Genomic DNA, 20,348 nt, shown 5'->3' with positions numbered 1-20,348 from the left:
AAGAATTAACGGACTTAATGGCTTTTATATTACGGTTTTTAGTATTAGAGGAAAGTGCTCAAAAGTGATCCCTTTGGAACCTGATAACATAAATTGACGAATATTTTTATGATCAGTGTGTTGTGGGTGCAGAAGTACATCTTCACGATAATAGCGACCAAAACACGCTAATGTTTCAGCTTGTGATAGTTGGTGTAGGTGTGCAAATGCAAATATTTTACATGATCCCTCGTTAGTTGCTGCTTGGTTAGAGATTACATTATCGTTCAACCCATTGGTAAAACCTGTTGGTTGATAATCATAATAGTGGTTAATCATCGCCATGACAGCGTCAAATTCAATCGTGGTTGGTGTTTGTTTAATTTGTTCGATAAAAGAATCCAAAACAGCCTCATAATTTGGAATAATTAAAAATAAGGCCAGCAAAATGCTAGCCTATCAAAACAGTCAGATATGATTAGCGACGTTTATTTGCTAATGTCTTTAATTCATAATCAAGTTCATCAGGATAGATCACCAGACCTTCTTGTTCAGGGATCGGGAAAACGACCAATGCAAGTTCATCATCCTCTAAACCGTGAGTCCAGCGGCTATGCCATTTGTTTAATGAAATAGCTTCTGCTTTACATGTTTCCCATTCGCCAGTAGCCCATGCTTCTGCAAATTCTTTATTAGGCCATACTGGTACGCAATCTTCATCGTCAGTATTGAGCATAACGCAACCATGTTCATCAGTAAGAATCCAGATTTCACGGTTTTCTACAACTTCTTTTACTAAGTGTTTATAACGTTTTTCAGCATCAAAACTCTGAATTGTTTCAATCATTGCAGCATCTAATGGGGTAGACATATTGTTGTCCTATTTATTACACATTGTTATGTAAGCAAGGATAAAACAAAAGCAGAGTAAGATCTCGTTTTATCCGTAGTTTTTTACGTCGTTTAGTGATGATGTTTATTTAAACAATGTCTATATAGTTGTGTTTATGTGCATACTTAAATGTATATTAAAGCAATAAAAGTCAATGTTTTATTTTCTCATTTTAAATTTAAGCTAAATAAATTATATGATTATTTTTAACGACAGAATTTTTAATACTATGAAATATAACAATTATATAAAGAAAATAAATATTTTTTAAATGATGGTGGTATATTTTTAGGACTATTCTTATCGTTGATACACTGCAAAATACATCGTTGTTACCTATATTTTTTAATATAAATCAATAATGGATATGTTCTAAAAGGGTGGCTCTAATGGTGGCTATAAATGATAAAAAAAAGACAGGTGGACGTTTGGTTGCAATGGGGTGTACCTATGAACCTTGGATTGCATTGTTAGAACAAGCAGGGTGGAAAACACATTGTTGTTATGATTTGAGAACTGCTGATGCAATATTAGAAGAATATAGCCCATGTGTTTGTATTGTTGATTTAAGTAATAATGATTTTAGTTTAAATAGTATATCCCAACGTGCGAATAAAACTAAGCAGGTTAAATGGATAGCAATAATAAAAAAAGAACAGCTAAAAATAGATTCTATTTGTCAGTTCATAAATAATTTCTGTGTTGATTTTTTTTCTACGCCGATACCATCAAGTCAATTATTAGATACAGCAGGCCATCAATTAGGAATGTTAGAGATTGAATCAACATCGTTAAATGATGTTAGTCAGCAATGTGAAATTGGTCTGTATGGCGAATCAAAATCGATTAAGCACTTGAGAGATATGGTAAAAAGAGTCGCAATAACAGATGTGAATGTTTTACTTACGGGTGAGCAAGGTGTCGGAAAAGAACTGATTGCGAAAACAATTCATAATCTAAGTAAACGACGAAATGATGATATAACCGTAATTAACTGTTCTTCGTTAACAGATGATGATCAACGTATTCATTTTTTAAACCCACTTTATAATGATAATTCTAATGACACTATTACCAATGGAACAGTATTATTAAATGGTATTGAAGAATTATCTAAACCATTACAATTAAAGTTACTTAATTATTTACAACAGCCTGAAAACGAAAAACTTAATGATCAAGGTGTGTTTGATGTGCGTGTCATTACATCATCAAGTATTGATTTAGAGCAAGCGGTAAAAAATAATACTTTTAATAAAGAACTTTATTATAGATTAAATGTTTTTCACGTAGTCGTACCGACGTTAAGAGAGCGTGGTGCTGATATTATTTTATTAGCTGAATATTATTTACAGCAGTTTTCTAAAGAATATAACACACTTGCAATGCATTATAGTGAAGAGGCAAAACAGTTATTATTACGTTATAACTGGCCGGGTAATGTTCGTGAACTCATTAACCAAGTTAAGCGAGTATCATTATTAAATGATGGTAATGAAGTTACCCTCGATCATTTTGATTTACCCAAAAAAACTAATCTTAAACAAAGTCTACGCACCATTAAAGATGAAGCAGAAAAAGATGTATTAGTTACCATGCTTGAAGCTCACAAAGGTCAGGTTGCCTCTGCTGCTAAAGATCTTGGGGTATCGCGTGCAACCATGTATCGACTGCTTAACAAGCATAATATTATTCCAGATGTGCGTTATTGTAATGGTGGTTATGCAACAGAATAGTTATTTTTTGTCTTTATAATCAGAAACTAACCTAAAAAGCAATGGACAGTGATCACTAAGTGTAAACTGTGACAGTTGTTGCTTGTTATATTGAATTTGATGTTGGCTTAGCACTTTAACATTGGTGGTTGCAAATAGATGATCAATCAAGTTGGTATAAGTACGATATTGACTAACTTTGGTGGCTAATTTTACCGTACAATTGGCTTTAATTGATGCAGATATATGATGGAGACGGATTGGATTATCAGTGATTTTATTGATGAAGTTATGGTTTGATGTAATACGATGATTAAAATCACCAACAATAATTAACGCTGTTGATACTGCTTGCTGAGTATGTATCCATTGCTTTATAAGCTTAAGTTGTTGAGCAAGAGTTTTACATGCTCGACGTTGCTGTTGAGCCAATTGTTTTCCTGAAAAACAGCCCGATTTTAGGTGTAGATTTAGCAATGTAATTGGTTGATTATCTATGATTATGTTTATAACACTGCCATAACGTAACTTATTGTTGAAATATGCTGTCCCGCCTGTCGCAATTGTTGGTGTACTTAGTTGTGATAAATCATCAAGGTTGTCGACAACAATCGCCTTTTTTACAGCAAATCCCGTGTATTGATTATTTTTCTTAAAGCTATCTTGATGGTTATTCATACGGCTAGAAAAATAAATATTATAGTGCTGTCGATTAATGACGCGGTATAGGGCTGCGACGCTATCAACTTCTTGAAAAGCTAGAATATCGGGGGAGTGTGAAGTAAATATTTGCTGCAATGCTTGATAATCTGCTTCTGAGCGCACAACAGGGGAGGTTGAGTTTAATGATAGCCACTGCATATTCCAGCTCATGAGAGTGAAAGATTGTGCGTAACTGGTGCTGATAGGCATTAATAGTAGTAATAAAGCTAAAATAGGCATCGTTATTATCATTATACGAATTTGCTATTCACTGTGCCTTATTTGGTTAGTATTCTGAATTATTTATACTAAGTAATCGCATTACTATAAGAGTGGTTAGGTTTTAATGTAACCATGCCATCACTGTTTTCATTTTTGTGTGCTTAAAAAATTGATTACGGCCTAATTTCTTAGTTCTATATAGGCAACTATCTGCTGTATTAATTAATTGTGTTGGATGCTGGTTTGTTTTCAAGGTTGTCATTAAAAAGTTTGAAATAATCAACATCAATTAAAATGATCGATAGTGGGTGCTGGCTATGTTTTGCGTTGATAATGTGTTTATTAATCGCCATATCAAAAAAACGGCGATTATTAATTTGGGTTAATTGATCAGTAGAAGAGATCTGTGTCAATTGTTTGAGCAAACGCTGATTGTCGTGTTCTTGCTGAATACAGGTAGTAAACCATTCAAACAGTAGTAGCCGTCCTGATTCGATGATAATGATAGTAATAATGAGTTTTGCAACACAAAAAGGAGCTCAAAGCGAGGATCTTGAATACTAAAATTTATCGCAGTTAGCACTAAATTGCTGTTTTTGGTGTGGATAAAATCAATTCAAATAACCGCAGTTATCAGCGTTATCGTAATTAACGATATTTTAGAAGCCCAAATAAAACCAAGGCGAAGATTGCTATATACAGTGTTGTCAATACGCGTATTGAGTGATGAAAAATTCATGATAGAGAGCCATGATTACTGGAAGGGAAATAGTGGCAATTCTTAGTAGAAAGGCAAGTGTTTTTTTTAATTATTTTCTGAATGTGATAATAAATTTATTGACAATGTTCTTTAGAAATTAGCTTGCATGCAAAATTTTGTGGCGGATCATAATCATCGTTCACAAGACAAACTGCTCGCTTATTAAATTGATCTCGATCAAGGTTTCTTTACGCTAGATCGCGCCTAATACCCCACATCTTGTTGCCGCTTATAAATAGAACACTATATTTTGTGTTTAAGTGACAGTGTCATTTTCTGTGAAGTTAGGAGCCTTGTGTGAATCCTGTAGTAATAAAGCGTGATGGTTGCCGTGTATCCTTTGATGTTTTACGCATTAAAGAGGCTGTGCTTGGAGCAGCTAATTCCATCAGCGATTCAGAGTGTCATACAATGGATGAGGCTTATGCTACATCGGTAGCTGAAGCAGTATTAGCGCAGTTTTTTGGCGCTGAGAACGTAGATATCCATGCCATTCAAGAGGCCGTTGAAACACAACTTATGGCTGGCCCACACAAGGCTGTAGCGCGTGCTTATATTGAATATCGTCACGATCGTGATATTTCACGTGAGAAGAAAAGTCGTCTAAATAATGAGATCCGTGGTTTAATTGAACAAAGTAATGCTTCGTTATTAAATGAAAATGCAAATAAAGACAGTAAAGTGATCCCAACCCAACGTGATCTTCTTGCTGGTATTGTCGCTAAGCATTATGCAACACAACATTTACTACCACGTGATATTGTAAAAGCACATGAAAGTGGTGAAATTCACTATCATGATTTAGATTACTCCCCGTTTTTCCCAATGTTTAACTGTATGCTTATTGATCTTAATGGCATGTTAACGCATGGCTTTAAGATGGGTAATGCAGAAATTGATACTCCTAAATCAATTTCTACAGCAACAGCAGTAACAGCTCAAATTATTGCTCAAGTCGCGAGCCATATTTATGGTGGCACCACCATTAACCGTATTGATGAAGTGTTAGCACCTTATGTTAGCGTTAGTTATGCCAAGCATTTAGAAATTGCAACTGAGTGGAACATTGCTGATCCTGTTGCTTTTGCACAATCTCGTACTCATAAAGAATGTTACGATGCATTTCAATCACTAGAATATGAAGTAAATACGCTTCACACCGCGAATGGTCAAACACCTTTTGTAACTTTTGGCTTTGGTTTAGGCACATCGTGGGAATCGCGTTTAATTCAACAATCTATTCTTAAAAATCGTATTGCAGGTTTAGGTAAAAACCATAAAACAGCGGTATTCCCTAAACTTGTTTTTGCTATTAAAGATGGCCTTAACCATAAACCAGATGATGCAAACTACGATATTAAACAACTGGCGTTGGAGTGTGCATCTAAGCGTATGTACCCTGATATTTTAAACTATGACAAATTAGTTGAAGTAACAGGTTCATTTAAAACGCCAATGGGCTGTCGTAGTTTCCTTGGTCCTTACGAAGAAAATGGCGAACTGATTCATGAAGGTCGTAATAACTTAGGTGTTGTTAGTATTAACTTGCCACGTATTGCGTTAGAAGCAAAAGGCGATGAAGATCGTTTCTTTGAGATTTTAGATGAGCGTTTAGCGTTATCTCGCCGTGCGCTTGATACTCGTATTACACGTCTAGAGGGCGTGAAGGCCCGTGTTGCTCCTATTCTTTATATGGAAGGTGCTTGTGGCGTACGTTTAAAAGAAGATGATGATGTATCAGAGATCTTTAAAAATGGTCGTGCCTCAATTTCACTCGGCTATATTGGTATTCATGAAACAGTGAATGCACTTTATGGCAATGGTACCCATGTTTATGATAACGAGACATTACGCCAAAAAGCAGTGGCTATTGTTCAGCGCTTGCGTGATGCAACGGATGCATGGAAAGAAGAGTCAGGCTATGGCTTTAGTTTGTACAGTACTCCAAGTGAAAACTTGTGTAGTCGTTTCTGTGCAATTGATACTAAAGAATTTGGTGTGGTTGATGGTGTTACTGATCGTGGTTACTACACCAATAGCTTCCATTTGGATGTTGAGAAAAAAGTGAATCCATATGACAAGATTGACTTTGAAATGGCATATCCAAATATCGCTAATGGTGGCTTTATTTGTTACGGCGAATATCCAAATATTCAACATAATCTTGAAGCCTTAGAGAACGTCTGGGATTACAGTTACAGCCGTGTACCTTATTACGGAACCAATACTCCGATTGATGAATGTTATGAGTGTGGTTTTACAGGTGAGTTTGACTGTACTAGTAAAGGCTTTACTTGCCCTAAATGTGGTAATCATGAGCCATCGAAAGTATCTGTAACCCGTCGTGTATGTGGTTACTTAGGTAGCCCTGATGCACGTCCGTTTAACTTTGGCAAACAAGAAGAAGTGAAACGTCGCGTTAAGCATATGTAACGACTACCGATTACCTGATTGAGTTAAACATAGAAGAAGTGCTTTAGGGCGCTTCTTTTGTTTTGAAATGCTGGGTTAGTTACGTTTCCCGTATACATTATTAATTAATAGAGATAACAATGAATTACCACAATTATTACCCTGTCGATATTGTTAATGGCCCTGGTACACGAGTAACTTTATTTGTCTCTGGTTGTGCTCATCAATGTAAAGGCTGTTATAACCAGAGTACATGGCGGTTAGATGCCGGACATCCGTTTACTCAACAGATGGAAGATCAAGTGATTAATGATCTTAACGATACCCGTATTAAACGTCGTGGTTTATCACTGTCTGGTGGTGATCCATTGCATCCTCAAAATGTGGCTGCTGTTTTGAAGTTGGTGCAGCGCGTACGTCGTGAGTGTGTAGGTAAAGATATTTGGTTATGGACTGGGTATTTATTGTCAGAACTGACTCTAGAGCAGCAACAAATTGTTAATCTTATTGATGTGATGGTTGATGGAAAATATGAACAAGCGCAACGAAATCCTTCTTTGGTATGGAAGGGTAGTGAAAATCAAGTTATTCATTATTTTAATATCGATAACTAAAGGTTGATTATTAAGCAATCAATAACATGATGATACTTGGTTTGTTTGTTGTTGAAATGTTTATATATTGTGTGTTTTTGTGTGATTTTAAAACTTATCCACTGTTTCTGTGCATAACTTTGGGAAAAATCGGTAAATGTTGGTAAACGGTATTAGATCGTTGGTTTTTATATAAATTGAAATAATATTTGAACAATATCGGCGTATTTTTCTACCTGTGATCGATTTTTAGGTCAAATTTCTTGGCGTTCTATTTAAAAGTGTTAATATTTAGTATCAATCAATGCTGTTAGTTATAGCATTGATTTTATGTAAGTATTTAGTATAGAAGCCGAAAATATTATGCCAATGTTTAAAGCAATGTCTCACTTATCTGCAAATAAATATCTTGTCGCAGTTTCCAATGTTTTTTTAATGGCATTGCCATTAGTATTGATTTCAACATTTTGCGAACTGATTGCTCTTACTTGTGAGTATTTTAAATTCAATGACTTTGGAAAAATAGCGCAAGAGGTTGGTCGAGCGACAAGGGTGATCATTCCTCTGCTGATTAATTTTTATTTAGCTACTTATTTATCTGCTGTTAAACGGATTCCAAAGAGCGCAGCGATAGCAACGTCATTAACGGTATTTTTTATCGTATCTTATCAATGGAATTTAATATCACCATTAATTCCTCTGCCAAATAGTTTTTTGGTTTCACTGCTGTCAGCGTATGTTTCTTGTGAGATTATAGCTAAACTAAAAAATATCAGATTATTTAGACTGAAATCTAATCAATCATTTATTGATATTTCGATGAGTATGTTAGCAGGATCTATCGTTACTATTTTTGCTGCATTATCGGTAAGTTTCTTATTTCGTAAACTGTTTGAGCAGGCATCGTCATTCTTTTCTGGATCATTGATTCCTCGTTTAGATCCTACTTCATTTTTCGATGGTCTTATTTATGAAGTGTTACGGGGTTTATTATGGTCAATAGGGGTTAATGGCCATAATATTCTGCATGCTTATAAGGTCGAATTGTATAATGTTACCAGTATGAATATGACTGAGTGGCATAATTATGGTGTTGATTTAAATATATTAAGTACTAATTTTTATGACTTTTTTACCGGAATTGGCGGCAGTGGTAATATGTTAAGTCTCGTTATTTGCATGTTATTATTTGCCAAGAGTAAAGGCTATAAAATATTAGCAAAATCAGCATTTATACTGTGTGTTTTCAATGTTAATGAGCCGATATTATACGGTATCCCTGTTATTTTTAATCCGATTATGATTGTTCCATTTTTAGTTGTCCCTGCGGTAAGTTTTGTTATTGCTTATGGTGCTATTTATTTTGGGGTTGTTCCGCCACTAAGTGAAATACATAGTTGGTTAATGCCGCCTTTTATTAGTGGCTATATGGCAACAGGGGGCGCAATTTCTGGTGCAATACTACAATTATTATTAATTTCTATTGGTATCGCTATATATTTTCCATTTTTTAAACTCATGGATAAACGAAGTTTAGGTATTGGTGTTTCAGGCTTATTATCTAATCGATTATTTACCAGCGATGAAATTGAATCTAAAACACGTTTAACCAGTTTTATTCCATCGCTTCATAATAATCTAATAGCTCAAAAGAATATTGAAAAGCTTCAAAATAGTGGTGAGTTTATTTTATATTTTCAGCCGCAAGTAAATATTGATAATAACCGTATTGTTGGCTGTGAAGTTTTACTACGCTTTAAAAACAATCAAGGTGATATTTTACCACCGACATTTATTGATGACTTTAATAAATTAGGTCTGATGCCTGAACTTGATTTTTGGGTGTTAGATAAAGCCATAAAATCGGCTGAACGTTTTATTGAAGTCAATCCTGATCTTGTGGTGTCGATTAATATCTCACCCAGTACTGTTTTATCAAAGAATTTCGTTAATATAGTTAAAAAACGTATCATTGAAAGCGAGTTATCTTTTCAGCATATAGAACTTGAATTTACCGAAGAATTATTAATTCGTGATGAGAAAAAGGTTGCGGAAGTCATCACTGAATTACAAGGATTGGGGATTTCTGTCGCTTTAGATGATTTTGGTAGCGGCTACTCATCATTGGCATATTTATCACGTTTTGAGTTTGATAAACTAAAAATTGATCGCTCTTTAGTATTGAACCTTGATACACAGCGCGGAAGAGAATTATTTAAAATAGCGGTTCAATTAGGCAAAATAACCCATGCCGATATTCTGGTGGAAGGCGTAGAACAGCAGTCTGAGTTAGATTTTATTGCGTCACTCGGTGTGCGCTATATTCAAGGTTTTTATTTTTATAAACCAATGGCTGAAGAGACCTTGTTTCAACGTGGCTTATTAACACCGCAGCAGTGTGAAGTGGTTGATAATTAACACCCACGCAAGTAAATCGTTATTTGAAATACGGTTCTACTTCCATATTGGACGCTTATACGGTAAATTCGCTCTCCTTTTATGCTCTATTGGGGACGTTATGTCACGCACTATTGTTTATACCTATAAAGAAGAAGAGAAGCGTTTAATTTTCTCTTTTGATATACACCGTAACATTCATGAAGCGGTAGCTGCTGCTGAAGGTATCGACTTAACGGCCTTTTTAAAAATGGAACAACAAGTCGAAGCAGTATCGACGTGCAGTAAAGCTGGACGTGAATATCGTGATAGCTATTTCCGCAAGTTAGGCTTTGGTAAGATTGCACTTGCAAAGAAAGAAAACCGCGGTGTCGGTGAGAAGTAAATTATTTATAAAAAGCTGACCATGTGTCAGCTTTTTTATTGCTCGTTTTTCAAGTGTATGTTGTTAGTCTAATTCATTATATTTTTTAGCAGAGCCATAGCATTTATCAATTGGATATTTGGCAGCGTTTTGCTGCATCTTTTGTTGGCATGCTTGCATTACGTCAATATCGCATTTATCCGCTAGACGTAGTAAATACATCATTACATCAGCAATTTCTTCACTTACGTGCTGTTTTTTCTCTGCTGATAACTGTTGGCTTTGTGCTGGCGTTAACCATTGGAAAATTTCGGTTAATTCTCCTACTTCACCACTAAGTGCCATCACTAAATTTTTGGGTGAGTGAAATTGATCCCAATCTCGTTGCTGGGCAAATTCAGTGAGAGCTGATTGTAATTGTTTGATGTCAGAATTAAAGGCGGAAGTGGTCATTATCATCATCGATATTGTGAAGTTTGTAATAGCATAAACGTAAACATCGTTAGAAACACGATGTTTACGTTAGGGGCTAAACTGATGAATGTTTAGTGAGTGGCGATGGCGATTTTTTTACGGCGAGAAAATGGTGGTAATGCTTCTAGCGTACAAAAGATCAACCCTAGCCAGATCAAACTAAAACTGATGGCTTTGGTATGATCAAAGACCTCACCAAATAAGAAGACGGCTAATAAAAATTGTAAACTTGGCTCAATATATTGCATTAAGCCTACCATCGTCAGGCTGGTACGATTTAATGCTAAGGCAAAAAAGATTAACGGTGCTACGGTAACTGGAGCAGCACCTGCATATAATAAAAAGGTACTTGTGCCAGAAGATAGAGCAACACTATCACCACTAAAATATAGCCAAATCATATAGATAAGTGCAAATGGTGTTAGTAGGGCAGCCTCAATCATGACCGAGGTTAGTGCATCATATTTTATGTATTTTTTGGTTAAGCCATAGACAGCAAAAAAACTGCCCATAATTAAAGATAGCCAAGGTAATTGACCGTATTGCCATACTTGATAACCAATGCCTAGAATAGCCAAAATAACGGCAAGCATTTGCGCTTTAGTGAGTTTCTCTTTTAAGAAAAACATCGCCAGAGCAATGGCAAACAAAGGGTTAATAAAATAGCCTAAACTGGCTGCTAATACTTGGTCATGGGTGATAGCCCATGTGAAGGCGTACCAAGATACACTCATGATCACACCAGCAATACCGCACATAGCCAATGATTTTTTATCCGCTAGTATGTCTTTAATTGCAGGGATAGGCTGGCGAAGTAATACCATCACAATTAACATGACAGGTACAGAAAATATCAGCCGTAATGCAAGTAACTCATTAGTATTTGCTTGGGGTAAATATTGGTAATAAAGCGGTAATATTCCCCATAGAATGAACGAGAATGCAGCAAGCATGTTACCTGCTCGATGTGATTGCATGTTGTTAACACCTAATGATAGAAAGTGGTTATTGGTCTCAATATCATTGCAATATTGAGAAGCAGTTTTGATGAATGATCAAAAGTGGCGCTCAGAGCCTTAGATACCATCCTGGTGTGAAGTGATAACATTCGCGACTATTTTGTCATTGTATTTTTATAAGTCAATATGTGCTGTGAAGAAAAATAATTGTGGGAATTTTTCATTTTGTCGGGGCATAAAATAGGTGATTACTAAATAATAATGCTGCTAGGGTGTTTTTTTTGATAAAATATCTAAGTAGAGTAAAGGTTGATGTATTTAACCGATAAATTCATGTTATGGCATTTTAATTGAGAGAAGATAATGACTAAATTAACGGCAGATATCCAAGCAAATAAAGCTTTATTCGTAACAGAAACACAAGCAACGCGTATTGTTTGGAGTCTTCGTAACGAAGAGGGTGATTGGTTGTCTGTTGCCTCTTCTGAATTTGAAGACTCTGAAGTAATGCCATTTTGGTCAAGTGAAGCTGATGCTAAAGTACAGTGTGCTGATGAGTGGGCAGAGTTTCAACCAAGTGAACTACCATTAGATATCTTTCTTGAAGATTGGATGCTTACTCTAGTTGAAGACGGTGTTTTAGTTGGTTTGAACTGGAATGAATCACTTGAAGGTGTAGAGTTAGAGCCTTCAGAAGTGGCTAAACTTTACCTATAATTGTTTTATTTAATATAAAACTAACCTTGTGAATAATCATCAATGCCTATTTGTTATTATCACAGGGGTTATATTATTGATAATAAAGACAATTACACAGAGGTGTGAATTACCTCTAAGATTAATAATACAGATGTTAAATCTCTCGTATTTAGTACGGAAAGATTTACAGTAAGGACAGATGACATTTCATCATGTTTGTCTCTTCTATTGTGTTAATTTAGCTTACGCTTGGGCGTAAGCTTTTTTTTTGTTTTTTTTCGTTGTAATGTATCCAGTTGTTTATATAGAAGTATTTGTTATTCTTTAATGGTATGATTATTTGTGTGTTATTAAATGCACCTAATAAGAAGATCGCCAACAATTGAATCAATACCACAGTTATTGTATGTGATTTACGTTAGTATGTTATACGCAGTGATAATATTTCGTTGATTGTGTCGAGTATATTTATTTCTATCGAAGGATTGCAGGATAAATCGTGAATAATGGATTTTTTATAAAAAAAACGATATTACAGGTATTAGTTCTATTTTCGGTAGTAGGGTGTTCATCATCTTCCGTTAATGATACCGCAGCCCAAAAATCGCTAACACCGATCCCCAAACAGACAATAGCACAGTCATTACCCGGTAATGATGGTATGTTTGATGGTGTTTATCATAATTGGAAAGGTACTCCATATCGTTACGGTGGCTCATCAAAAAAAGGGATTGATTGTTCGGCTTTTGTGCAGGTTGGATACTCAAGTGTTTATCAAAAAATGCTCCCTAGAACGACATTAGAGCTCGTAAAAAAAGGCAAGCAAGTTAAGCGTCATACCGCGAAGGAAGGGGATTTAGTCTTTTTTCGAACTGGGCGTAATTCACGTCATGTAGGGATTTACTTAGGTAATTCAGAGTTTCTACATGCATCTCAATCAAAAGGGGTTATTATTTCACGATTAGATAATCCTTATTGGAAGCGGCATTTTTGGCAAATACGTCGATTAGATAAATATTAAAAAGAAACCCAGCTAACTCGCTGGGTTTTTTATTATTTCATATCAACCCATGCTAAACGGGCCAATAATCCAGGCGGGGTAACTAACCCAGCTGTCGTGTTTTGAATTTTACCATCTTTGATAATTAAAATAGTCGGCGCTCGCGATAGTTTCCACTCTTGAGTTATCAGGTTGCTATTATCATTGACGACAGGGAAATCATAGCCTTTCATATTTAAATAAGCATGTAAGCGACGATCATCCCCTGATCGCATTGCGATGGTCACTATTTTAGTATTTAGCCACGATTGGTTATTCAGCCAATTAATCATTGGTGACACAACCTTACAACTGCCGCACCATGTTGCCCATACATACACCAGCACGGTTTGATCATAACTGTCTTTAAAGATATTGACTGTTTGGCCATCAATAGTAGTAAAAGCAGGTTGAGTGGCTGATATTTGCATTTGATTTAAATGACGGTTACGCCATGCTTCTAATGCTGTTGTAGCAACTGTAAACATGATCATAAAAATAACTATGCTTTTGATCCATCCTCGCCACTTATGGCGAGGTGTTTTATTGGAATTTACTGACATTATTTTCCTGCTTTTTTGAGTGCGTCAAGTACGCTGTCACTGGATAAAATTACTGGTAATTCAATACCTTTTGGTGCATTAGGGCCATAAACAATATTAAATGGCACTCCAAAACGGCCATGGGACTGTAAAAAGCCAGTCACATAATCAGACGGCTTGGTCCAATCACCACGCATTAAGACAATATTTTTATTATCCAAAGCTGAATAAACAGGTTGTTGCAAAATAACGCCCATTTTGTTGGCTTTACAAGTAATACACCATTGGGCGGTTACATCGACAAATACCGTTTTACCTTGTGCAACTTCTGTAGCTATTTTCGCGGTATCTAATGGAATCCAATGATGATCTGCTGGCAGAGGGGTCGCCCATTTATCGGCAGTAAGACTGCCTGTAAATAAACTGGCACCTGCACCAAGTAACATTACTGCTAAGGTAATAATGACGGTTTTACGGCCTTTTTTGCGGCCTAATAACCATAAAATAGTGGCTAAGATAAGTGCACCTAATCCCCACACGATGATTGCATCAAAGAAACTGGTCATTAAGCTTAATAGCCACACTGAGGTTGCAAGCATCATTAAGCCAAACAGTGTCTTAACACGATCCATCCATAACCCTGGTTTGGGCATTAATGTCGCGAGTTGTGGGAATATGGCAATCAATAACCAAGGGGCAGCCATACCAATTGCAAGTGCCGTGAAAATAGCAAATAAGGTCACTAAATCTGCGCCAAGTGCAAACGCAACAGCTGTGCCTAAGAACGGTGCGCTACAAGGTGTTGCGAGTAACGTTGCAAACATTCCCTGAATGAAATGGCCTAAGTGAGAATTATCACCTTTGGTTGCTAGCCAGGTATTGGTATTGCTTGAAAGGCGAATTTCAAACAAGCCCAGCATATTGGCACCAAATAGCACCGTAATTGCCACCATTACACCGATGAACCATGGGCTTTGGAATTGAATACCCCACCCAAGTGCTTGGCCTGAGACTTTCATTGCAGTAAGAAAAGCGGCTAATAGCCAAAACGAAACAATGATCCCAGCAGCAGAGGCTAAAAATTGGGTACGAATCTGACGCCGTGCTAACCCTTGAGCAGAGATAACACTGCTTAGTTTCATGCCTAATACTGGTAATACACACGGCATAATATTAAGGATTAAGCCACCTAATAAAGCTAATCCAATAATTTTTACTAGGTTGCCACTGGCACTTGGAATGTTAACTGGTGTATCTGTCGCCTTTGCTGTCATTTCAACGGCAGTATCATGATCGCCGATGGTGATATGCAGCGGTTGGCCTATTAATTTTGGGGTACCAAACCAACTGGTAACCGGCAGTGTTGCGTAAAGCGTATTGCCTTTTATCGTTGTGGTTGGTTTTAGAAATGAGGTGTCTTTGGCAGCTTGGGTATCACCATCAATGATCACATCGGGTTGTTGCCATCCCATGGTATTGGTTGCAACAACCGTTACTTTCTTGTCTGCTTTATTATAAGAGACGGTATCTAAGGTTACATTTGGCGACGGTTTTGGTACCTGACTTTCACCTTTGTTATACAAAAACATCGCTTCTGTCGATGGCATTAGCTTACTTGGTGTAAAATCGAATGAAAGCTCGTAATCGGTGAGTACACAAATGCTAGTACATGATGACATGGTTAATTTACCAGCAAGGAATACTGGCTTATTCATATCTTTAACATGAATCGAAAGAGGGAAGATAACGTCGTGCTTGTAACCTAGCGTTTCAACACCTAAAAATTCATAGCGTTTAGGTAACGGCCACTGCCAATCTACTTTGGCAATGTTAGATGACATATTCCAATCAATAGAAGGTGCGACACCGCCTTCACCCGGTGAACGCCAATAGGTTTTCCAATCCGTATCAAGTTTTACTTCAAGTAGCCCCTGAACAGTCTGTTTCGCCAAATCTTGTTGACCAGTAAGCATTAGCCTAACTTCAACAGGCGGGTGCTGAGGATTTTTAACCCATCCCGTCGTATATTGAGGTGTTGCTGCGGCAATGGATGAAAAGGTAAGCCCAAACCCAGAGATGAGTAAGGCAAAGGTTAAATAGAAATACTGGTATAACGTTTTCAATCTAGAGCTCCATGTAAACAACGTGCAAAGTGACACTATTTAACGTTGTTCAATATATGATTCTTTATGGTTGGCCAAGGTACTATCGATAACAGCACTCTTTACGTGTAAAGCGAGCAGTATTTATAACATTACTCATAAGACCGCTATTGAAAAGATCTTATTGCATTAAAAATAACGATAGTTGTATTGTCGGTAATTTATGGCGTTAGAACAAGTCAGACGCGGAGTAAAAAGCAACGGTTATGTCATTTTAAAGTTATAAGATATAACGTGGTTATACTTTTCTGAACAGTTGCTTGATACGCGTACTAAAGTTGGGCTTATTATGGTTTTTTCCCAAGTAGTATGATTGCATAAATTGGCATCTTAGTGACTCAACATCAGTGCTAAACTGAGGCGGTAACTGATGGTGCTCGCCGTTAATAATACCGCTTTGGATTTCTGCTTGTTCATTACTGTAACTATAATCAATGTTGCAAGCGCCTTGTACCATTAGCCATAAATGGGTTAAAGCAACGAGATAGTGTTGATCTTGATTGGTGAAGCCATTGGCATGATCACCGAGTGTGCTGTCAAAAACAGCCAGCATTTTTGTCGCGGCAGCATGTTGATGTAGCCATTGCTGATGCGCTTGCTGGTGGTGTAAGGTCATAAAGCCAAGTAATAAATCTAATGGTGTACTATCTGGCCGCTGTAATCGAACCCGCTCAAAATGGGCTGATGATGTTGAAATAAATTGCTCTAATTGCTGCTGGATCGATGCATCAACAGATAAATTGGCCATGCCAAGTAATAATAATTGTTGTTTTAGGTGTGACATGTCTATTGCGTCTTATTTGTTAATAGTGAAAGTGCTGTATGGGTGAGTGGCGTAATGAAATATATTATAATTAGGTGTAATTGATTGGTTTTTATAATAATAAGCCATAAAAAGGGTCACTGATATACGTATTTTATTTTAAATGCCGCTAATTTTAGACTAATGTTTGTGTTGTTGTGATCCTGCTAGGAATAAAACAGGTAAAATCAGGATTATCACGTGAAAACTTATTGCTTAATGACATGAATAAAAAATCTTATATGGCTAATTTGTGGTAATATATAGCAAGATGACACTAAAAAATAGTCGTCTAATGATGGTTTTATCATCGTTATTAGCACTGACTCAGATCAATTCAGTGCTCAGTTTTGTTAATGACTTCCTTATTTATAGACAACCGTTTAAATCGAGTACAGTTAGCTATGTATAATCTGAAATTATTGATGTCAATTATATGTGCTTTATTTCTGTAAGCTGTTTAGGTTAGCTATTAAGGACGTTTGGGTTATTGTAATGATAAATAAAGAATCAATTGTGAATAAAAATAATAAATTTATTGTTGGTTGGCGCGAAGTTGCCGCTTTACCTGATCTTGGTGTTGATGATATTCATGTGAAGATTGACACTGGTGCTCGTAGTTCTTGTCTTCACACATTCAAAATTGAAGAATTTACCCAAAATGATGAATTATGGGTGAAATTTTGGCTACACCCTATCCACAATAATACCGATATTGAGCAGGTTTGTATGGCTAAGGTTGCTGACAAACGTGTTGTAAGAAACTCAGGTGGCGATGAACAATTGCGCTACTTTATTGTTTCAACTATTGATTTTAATGGTCAACAATGGCCAATAGAAATATCGCTAACTAGCCGTGATAACATGGCATTTCGTATGTTGCTTGGACGAACCGCCATGCATGGTCGTATCATTGTAGATCCAGAAGCTTCTTACCTAATTCAAACCAAGGAAAAATAATAGTAATGAAAATCGGTATCTTATCTCGTAATCAGTCATTGTATTCAACGTCTCGCCTTATTGAAGCGGCAGAGCAACGTGGCCATGAAATCAAGGTGATTGATGCACTTCGTTGCTATATGAACATTAACTCGCAAAAGCCATCAATTCACTTTAAAGGTGAAGATTTAGTGGATTTTGATGCAGTTATCCCTCGTATTGGCGCATCAGTAACATTTTACGGGACAGCGGTATTACGTCAGTTTGAAATGATGGGCGTTTATACTGTGAATGAATCGGTTGCGATCAGTCGTTCTCGCGATAAATTACGTTCAATGCAGCTATTATCACGCAAATGTATTGGTATGCCTGTAACCGGTTTTGCAAGTAAGCCTGATGATGTTAAAGATCTCCTTGATATGGTAGGCGGTGCGCCTGTTGTTATTAAACTGCTTGAAGGTACACAAGGTATTGGTGTTGTTCTTGCTGAAACCCGTAAAGCAGCTGAAAGTGTTATCGAAGCATTTATGGGTCTAAAAGCCAATATCATGGTGCAGGAATACATTAAAGAAGCAGGCGGTGCAGATATTCGTTGTTTCGTGATCGGTGATAAAGTGATCGCGGCAATGAAACGTCAAGGTGCAGAAGGCGAGTTCCGTTCTAATCTTCACCGTGGCGGCAGCGCTGCTTTGGTTAAGATCACGCCTGAAGAGCGTAAAACAGCCGTAGCTGCAGCGAAGATCATGGGTCTTGGTGTCGCGGGTGTTGACTTACTGCGTTCTGATCGTGGCCCACTAGTGATGGAAGTTAACTCATCACCAGGTTTGGAAGGTATTGAGAAGGCAACCGGTAAAGATATTGCTGGCATGGTCATCGAATACATCGAAAAGAATGCATCTAAAAAACCAACAACACGCGGACGTGGTTAATACCAAGCGTTTTGATTAGGTAAATAAAAAGGCGTTTATTGAACGCCTTTTTTATTTGTTGTTATATATTCAATTAAAGCTGATTTTCGATAGGTAGTACGCCTGCAGCCCAAGCTCCCATCTTCAACCAGATGCTACTGTCTGGTTCAGACGTATATTGCTTACCTGTTACGTCGTCATTCCATACAATGTCACCGTTCTCATCAAGAGATAGACGGTAAGCCTCTTTTAGCATTGAGTCGCTGATCTGGTTATACACTTGACCAGAAAACGTAGGTGAATCAACAATCACACCTAGCTCTGTATTTAAATATGCTGAGCGAGGGTCAAAGTTGAATGAACCAACAAAAATTTTAGACTTATCAATAATGAACGTTTTCGCATGTAGGCTTGTACGCGAGTGACTTAGCCATTTGTGTTTCGTTTTTTGCCCTGGTTCAACTTTCACTTCATACAGCTTAACCCCGCCTTCTAGCATGATTTTACGGTACTTTGCATACCAGCCATGCACTGCAAAGACATCATTAGATGCGAGCGAGTTAGTGACGATAGTAATGTTTTTACCGTTCTTAGCTGCTTGTGCTAATTCTTTTGCGCCTTCTTCGGTTGGTACGAAGTAAGGAGAGACAAGAAAGAAGTCGTGATCTGCTTTTGCAATCATTTCAGATAGCTTATGCAGTAATAGATCGTCTTTGCTGTTAGCCACTTTGTATGGTGTATCGTATAGCAGCTCAGCGTCTGTCCAGAATAGTGGCAGAGTTTGATTGATCAATTGTTTAACCATTGGGTGGTTTTTCAATGAACGTGCGTAATCTGTCGACATGTATTTAAGCTGCGCTTGTTTCCATTGTGTAAGTTGCTCCGGTGTTGGCTTATGGGCTGAACTTACCAGCGCTTCAATTGGAGTTGCTGGTTTGCTGTTCCAGTATTCATCAAATTGACGTGAAACCTGAGGAATTATTTTCCCCATCATTAATAAGTCAAAATCGCCAAATTCAACGCTATCATTGGCAGAAAAATATTCATCACCAATATTACGTCCGCCTGTAATTGCAAATACACCATCAGCAATAATGGATTTATTATGCATACGACGATTAAGTCGATCAAAATCAGTTAAAAAGCTAAGAGGTTTAAAACTGCGATTACCAAAAGGGTTAAATAAGCGTACTTCGACGTTAGGGTGCGCAGAAAGACTCGCTAAGGCTTGGTCATCACGATTTTGCATATCATCAAGTAATAGACGTACGCGTACACCACGCTCTGCCGCTTGATATAAATACCATGTCAGTAGGTTGCTCGTTGCATCATCACGGTAGATATAATATTGCACATCGATAGTTTTTTGTGCGCCTTCAATAACAGCTAAACGAGCAAGAAGTGCTGCTTGACCGTCACCAAGTGGGTAAAAACCTGTTTTATTAGGATTTGCTTGGGTATAAGGTCGCGTATGTTGATAAAAAGAGGTGGTGAAGTTATCAACATTACTGTAAGTCGATGTTTTTGATGTCGATAGAGGTTGTGCACATCCAACTAATGTTAGTGCGCTAGTCGCAATCAGTGAGTGCGTCAATAATTGTTTGAAACGATTAAGAGTAATCATTATAAAAATTTGTTCTGAAAAAAGTGCCGCGATTTTACCTGTAATTATATATTTGTGCTTTAGATAAATAACAGAATACGTATTTTTGATTACTATGTATGTTTATTTAGAATAGTTAATGGTTTTCATGTCATTGTTGACACTTTTTAGGTGTAAAAAAGCCC

18 protein-coding genes and 1 pseudogene are annotated in these 20,348 nt (G+C 37.0%); 9 read left to right on the top strand and 10 right to left on the bottom strand.

Annotation, left to right across the window (positions count from 1 at the left end):
* Positions 1 to 24: 24 nt before the first annotated feature.
* Positions 25 to 384, bottom strand: a complete 360-nt coding sequence (locus tag G6R09_RS03580) for a HopJ type III effector protein (protein WP_065167002.1) — start codon at positions 382 to 384, stop codon at positions 25 to 27.
* A gap of 73 nt (positions 385 to 457) precedes the next feature.
* Positions 458 to 850, bottom strand: a complete 393-nt coding sequence (locus tag G6R09_RS03575; RefSeq protein WP_065166965.1) for a DUF2750 domain-containing protein — start codon at positions 848 to 850, stop codon at positions 458 to 460.
* A 410-nt stretch (positions 851 to 1,260) separates the two neighbouring features.
* On the opposite strand from G6R09_RS03575, the gene G6R09_RS03570 reads away from it, so the two are divergent.
* Positions 1,261 to 2,607: a sigma-54 dependent transcriptional regulator gene (locus G6R09_RS03570; RefSeq protein WP_163920552.1), complete on the top strand. Its 1,347-nt coding sequence runs from the start codon at positions 1,261 to 1,263 to the stop codon at positions 2,605 to 2,607.
* Here the strand turns inward: G6R09_RS03570 and G6R09_RS03565 are convergent, their stop codons facing one another.
* The gene (locus tag G6R09_RS03565) at positions 2,608 to 3,528 is read right to left on the bottom strand and encodes an endonuclease/exonuclease/phosphatase family protein (protein WP_163920550.1); all 921 of its coding nucleotides are present in this window, start codon (positions 3,526 to 3,528) and stop codon (positions 2,608 to 2,610) included.
* Positions 3,529 to 3,728: 200 nt separating this feature from the next.
* Positions 3,729 to 4,031 (bottom strand): annotated as a pseudogene (locus G6R09_RS20010) (membrane-associated sensor domain-containing protein); the annotation flags it as partial.
* 536 nt (positions 4,032 to 4,567) lie between these two features.
* Between G6R09_RS20010 and nrdD the strand changes: the two are divergent.
* The 4 genes from nrdD to G6R09_RS03540 all read left to right on the top strand — a co-directional run bounded on the left by nrdD (position 4,568) and on the right by G6R09_RS03540 (position 10,057).
* A complete protein-coding gene (nrdD, locus tag G6R09_RS03555) occupies positions 4,568 to 6,703 on the top strand; it encodes an anaerobic ribonucleoside-triphosphate reductase (protein ID WP_163920546.1) in 2,136 nt (711 codons plus the stop codon).
* 119 nt (positions 6,704 to 6,822) lie between these two features.
* Complete coding sequence (nrdG, locus tag G6R09_RS03550; RefSeq protein ID WP_065166961.1) at positions 6,823 to 7,296, top strand: anaerobic ribonucleoside-triphosphate reductase-activating protein; 474 nt, start codon at positions 6,823 to 6,825, stop codon at positions 7,294 to 7,296.
* Positions 7,297 to 7,638: 342 nt separating this feature from the next.
* A complete protein-coding gene (locus G6R09_RS03545; RefSeq protein WP_163920537.1) occupies positions 7,639 to 9,693 on the top strand; it encodes an EAL domain-containing protein in 2,055 nt (684 codons plus the stop codon).
* A gap of 100 nt (positions 9,694 to 9,793) precedes the next feature.
* The gene (locus G6R09_RS03540) at positions 9,794 to 10,057 is read left to right on the top strand and encodes a DUF2960 family protein (protein ID WP_060998403.1); all 264 of its coding nucleotides are present in this window, start codon (positions 9,794 to 9,796) and stop codon (positions 10,055 to 10,057) included.
* Between the two features lie 63 nt (positions 10,058 to 10,120).
* Here G6R09_RS03540 and G6R09_RS03535 read toward each other — a convergent pair whose 3' ends face one another.
* Both G6R09_RS03535 and rarD read right to left on the bottom strand, forming a co-directional pair.
* Complete coding sequence (locus tag G6R09_RS03535) at positions 10,121 to 10,489, bottom strand: nucleotide pyrophosphohydrolase (RefSeq protein ID WP_373423684.1); 369 nt, start codon at positions 10,487 to 10,489, stop codon at positions 10,121 to 10,123.
* Between the two features lie 92 nt (positions 10,490 to 10,581).
* Entirely contained in the window at positions 10,582 to 11,487 is a 906-nt protein-coding gene (rarD, locus tag G6R09_RS03530) for an EamA family transporter RarD (RefSeq protein ID WP_163920535.1), read from the bottom strand.
* 345 nt (positions 11,488 to 11,832) lie between these two features.
* Here rarD and G6R09_RS03525 point away from each other — a divergent pair, with 345 nt between their 5' ends.
* Positions 11,833 to 12,186: a DUF2750 domain-containing protein gene (locus G6R09_RS03525; protein WP_060998406.1), complete on the top strand. Its 354-nt coding sequence runs from the start codon at positions 11,833 to 11,835 to the stop codon at positions 12,184 to 12,186.
* A gap of 643 nt (positions 12,187 to 12,829) precedes the next feature.
* A complete protein-coding gene (locus G6R09_RS03520) occupies positions 12,830 to 13,189 on the top strand; it encodes an NlpC/P60 family protein (RefSeq protein ID WP_087853549.1) in 360 nt (119 codons plus the stop codon).
* Between the two features lie 32 nt (positions 13,190 to 13,221).
* Here G6R09_RS03520 and G6R09_RS03515 read toward each other — a convergent pair whose 3' ends face one another.
* The 3 genes from G6R09_RS03515 to G6R09_RS03505 form a co-directional block, all read right to left on the bottom strand.
* A complete protein-coding gene (locus G6R09_RS03515; RefSeq protein ID WP_065166957.1) occupies positions 13,222 to 13,770 on the bottom strand; it encodes a thioredoxin domain-containing protein in 549 nt (182 codons plus the stop codon).
* Positions 13,770 to 15,872: a protein-disulfide reductase DsbD gene (locus G6R09_RS03510; protein ID WP_240345695.1), complete on the bottom strand. Its 2,103-nt coding sequence runs from the start codon at positions 15,870 to 15,872 to the stop codon at positions 13,770 to 13,772. The genes G6R09_RS03515 and G6R09_RS03510 overlap by 1 nt, the downstream gene beginning before the upstream one ends.
* Positions 15,873 to 16,149: 277 nt before the next feature.
* Positions 16,150 to 16,695 (bottom strand): hypothetical protein, encoded by a 546-nt coding sequence (locus G6R09_RS03505; RefSeq protein ID WP_163920533.1) that lies wholly within the window; start codon positions 16,693 to 16,695, stop codon positions 16,150 to 16,152.
* Positions 16,696 to 17,208: 513 nt separating this feature from the next.
* On the opposite strand from G6R09_RS03505, the gene G6R09_RS03500 reads away from it, so the two are divergent.
* Positions 17,209 to 17,673 carry an ATP-dependent zinc protease gene (locus G6R09_RS03500; protein ID WP_065166954.1) on the top strand — a complete coding sequence of 155 codons (465 nt, stop codon included), beginning with the start codon at positions 17,209 to 17,211 and terminating at the stop codon, positions 17,671 to 17,673.
* Positions 17,674 to 17,678: 5 nt separating this feature from the next.
* Entirely contained in the window at positions 17,679 to 18,581 is a 903-nt protein-coding gene (gene rimK, locus G6R09_RS03495) for a 30S ribosomal protein S6--L-glutamate ligase (protein WP_065166953.1), read from the top strand.
* Between the two features lie 73 nt (positions 18,582 to 18,654).
* Here the strand turns inward: rimK and G6R09_RS03490 are convergent, their stop codons facing one another.
* The gene (locus G6R09_RS03490) at positions 18,655 to 20,184 is read right to left on the bottom strand and encodes a phospholipase D family protein (RefSeq protein ID WP_163920531.1); all 1,530 of its coding nucleotides are present in this window, start codon (positions 20,182 to 20,184) and stop codon (positions 18,655 to 18,657) included.
* Positions 20,185 to 20,348: the final 164 nt, after the last annotated feature.

It is taken from the genome of Photobacterium sp. Alg240-V54 (assembly GCF_900537155.1).
Lineage (GTDB): Bacteria > Pseudomonadota > Gammaproteobacteria > Enterobacterales > Vibrionaceae > Photobacterium.
Note: the sequence above shows the minus strand (reverse complement) of the source record. Positions and strands in the feature narration are given on the sequence as shown.

Coding starts and splice junctions, on each gene's coding strand:
- G6R09_RS03575 (WP_065166965.1), bottom strand. CDS start 850: ATGTCTACCCCATTAGATGCTGCAATGATTGAAACAATTCAGAGTTTT.
- G6R09_RS03570 (WP_163920552.1), top strand. CDS start 1,261: ATGGTGGCTATAAATGATAAAAAAAAGACAGGTGGACGTTTGGTTGCA.
- G6R09_RS03565 (WP_163920550.1), bottom strand. CDS start 3,528: ATGCCTATTTTAGCTTTATTACTACTATTAATGCCTATCAGCACCAGT.
- nrdG (WP_065166961.1), top strand. CDS start 6,823: ATGAATTACCACAATTATTACCCTGTCGATATTGTTAATGGCCCTGGT.
- G6R09_RS03545 (WP_163920537.1), top strand. CDS start 7,639: ATGCCAATGTTTAAAGCAATGTCTCACTTATCTGCAAATAAATATCTT.
- G6R09_RS03540 (WP_060998403.1), top strand. CDS start 9,794: ATGTCACGCACTATTGTTTATACCTATAAAGAAGAAGAGAAGCGTTTA.
- G6R09_RS03535 (WP_373423684.1), bottom strand. CDS start 10,489: ATGACCACTTCCGCCTTTAATTCTGACATCAAACAATTACAATCAGCT.
- rarD (WP_163920535.1), bottom strand. CDS start 11,487: ATGCAATCACATCGAGCAGGTAACATGCTTGCTGCATTCTCGTTCATT.
- G6R09_RS03525 (WP_060998406.1), top strand. CDS start 11,833: ATGACTAAATTAACGGCAGATATCCAAGCAAATAAAGCTTTATTCGTA.
- G6R09_RS03520 (WP_087853549.1), top strand. CDS start 12,830: ATGTTTGATGGTGTTTATCATAATTGGAAAGGTACTCCATATCGTTAC.
- G6R09_RS03515 (WP_065166957.1), bottom strand. CDS start 13,770: ATGTCAGTAAATTCCAATAAAACACCTCGCCATAAGTGGCGAGGATGG.
- G6R09_RS03505 (WP_163920533.1), bottom strand. CDS start 16,695: ATGTCACACCTAAAACAACAATTATTATTACTTGGCATGGCCAATTTA.
- G6R09_RS03500 (WP_065166954.1), top strand. CDS start 17,209: ATGATAAATAAAGAATCAATTGTGAATAAAAATAATAAATTTATTGTT.
- rimK (WP_065166953.1), top strand. CDS start 17,679: ATGAAAATCGGTATCTTATCTCGTAATCAGTCATTGTATTCAACGTCT.
- G6R09_RS03490 (WP_163920531.1), bottom strand. CDS start 20,184: ATGATTACTCTTAATCGTTTCAAACAATTATTGACGCACTCACTGATT.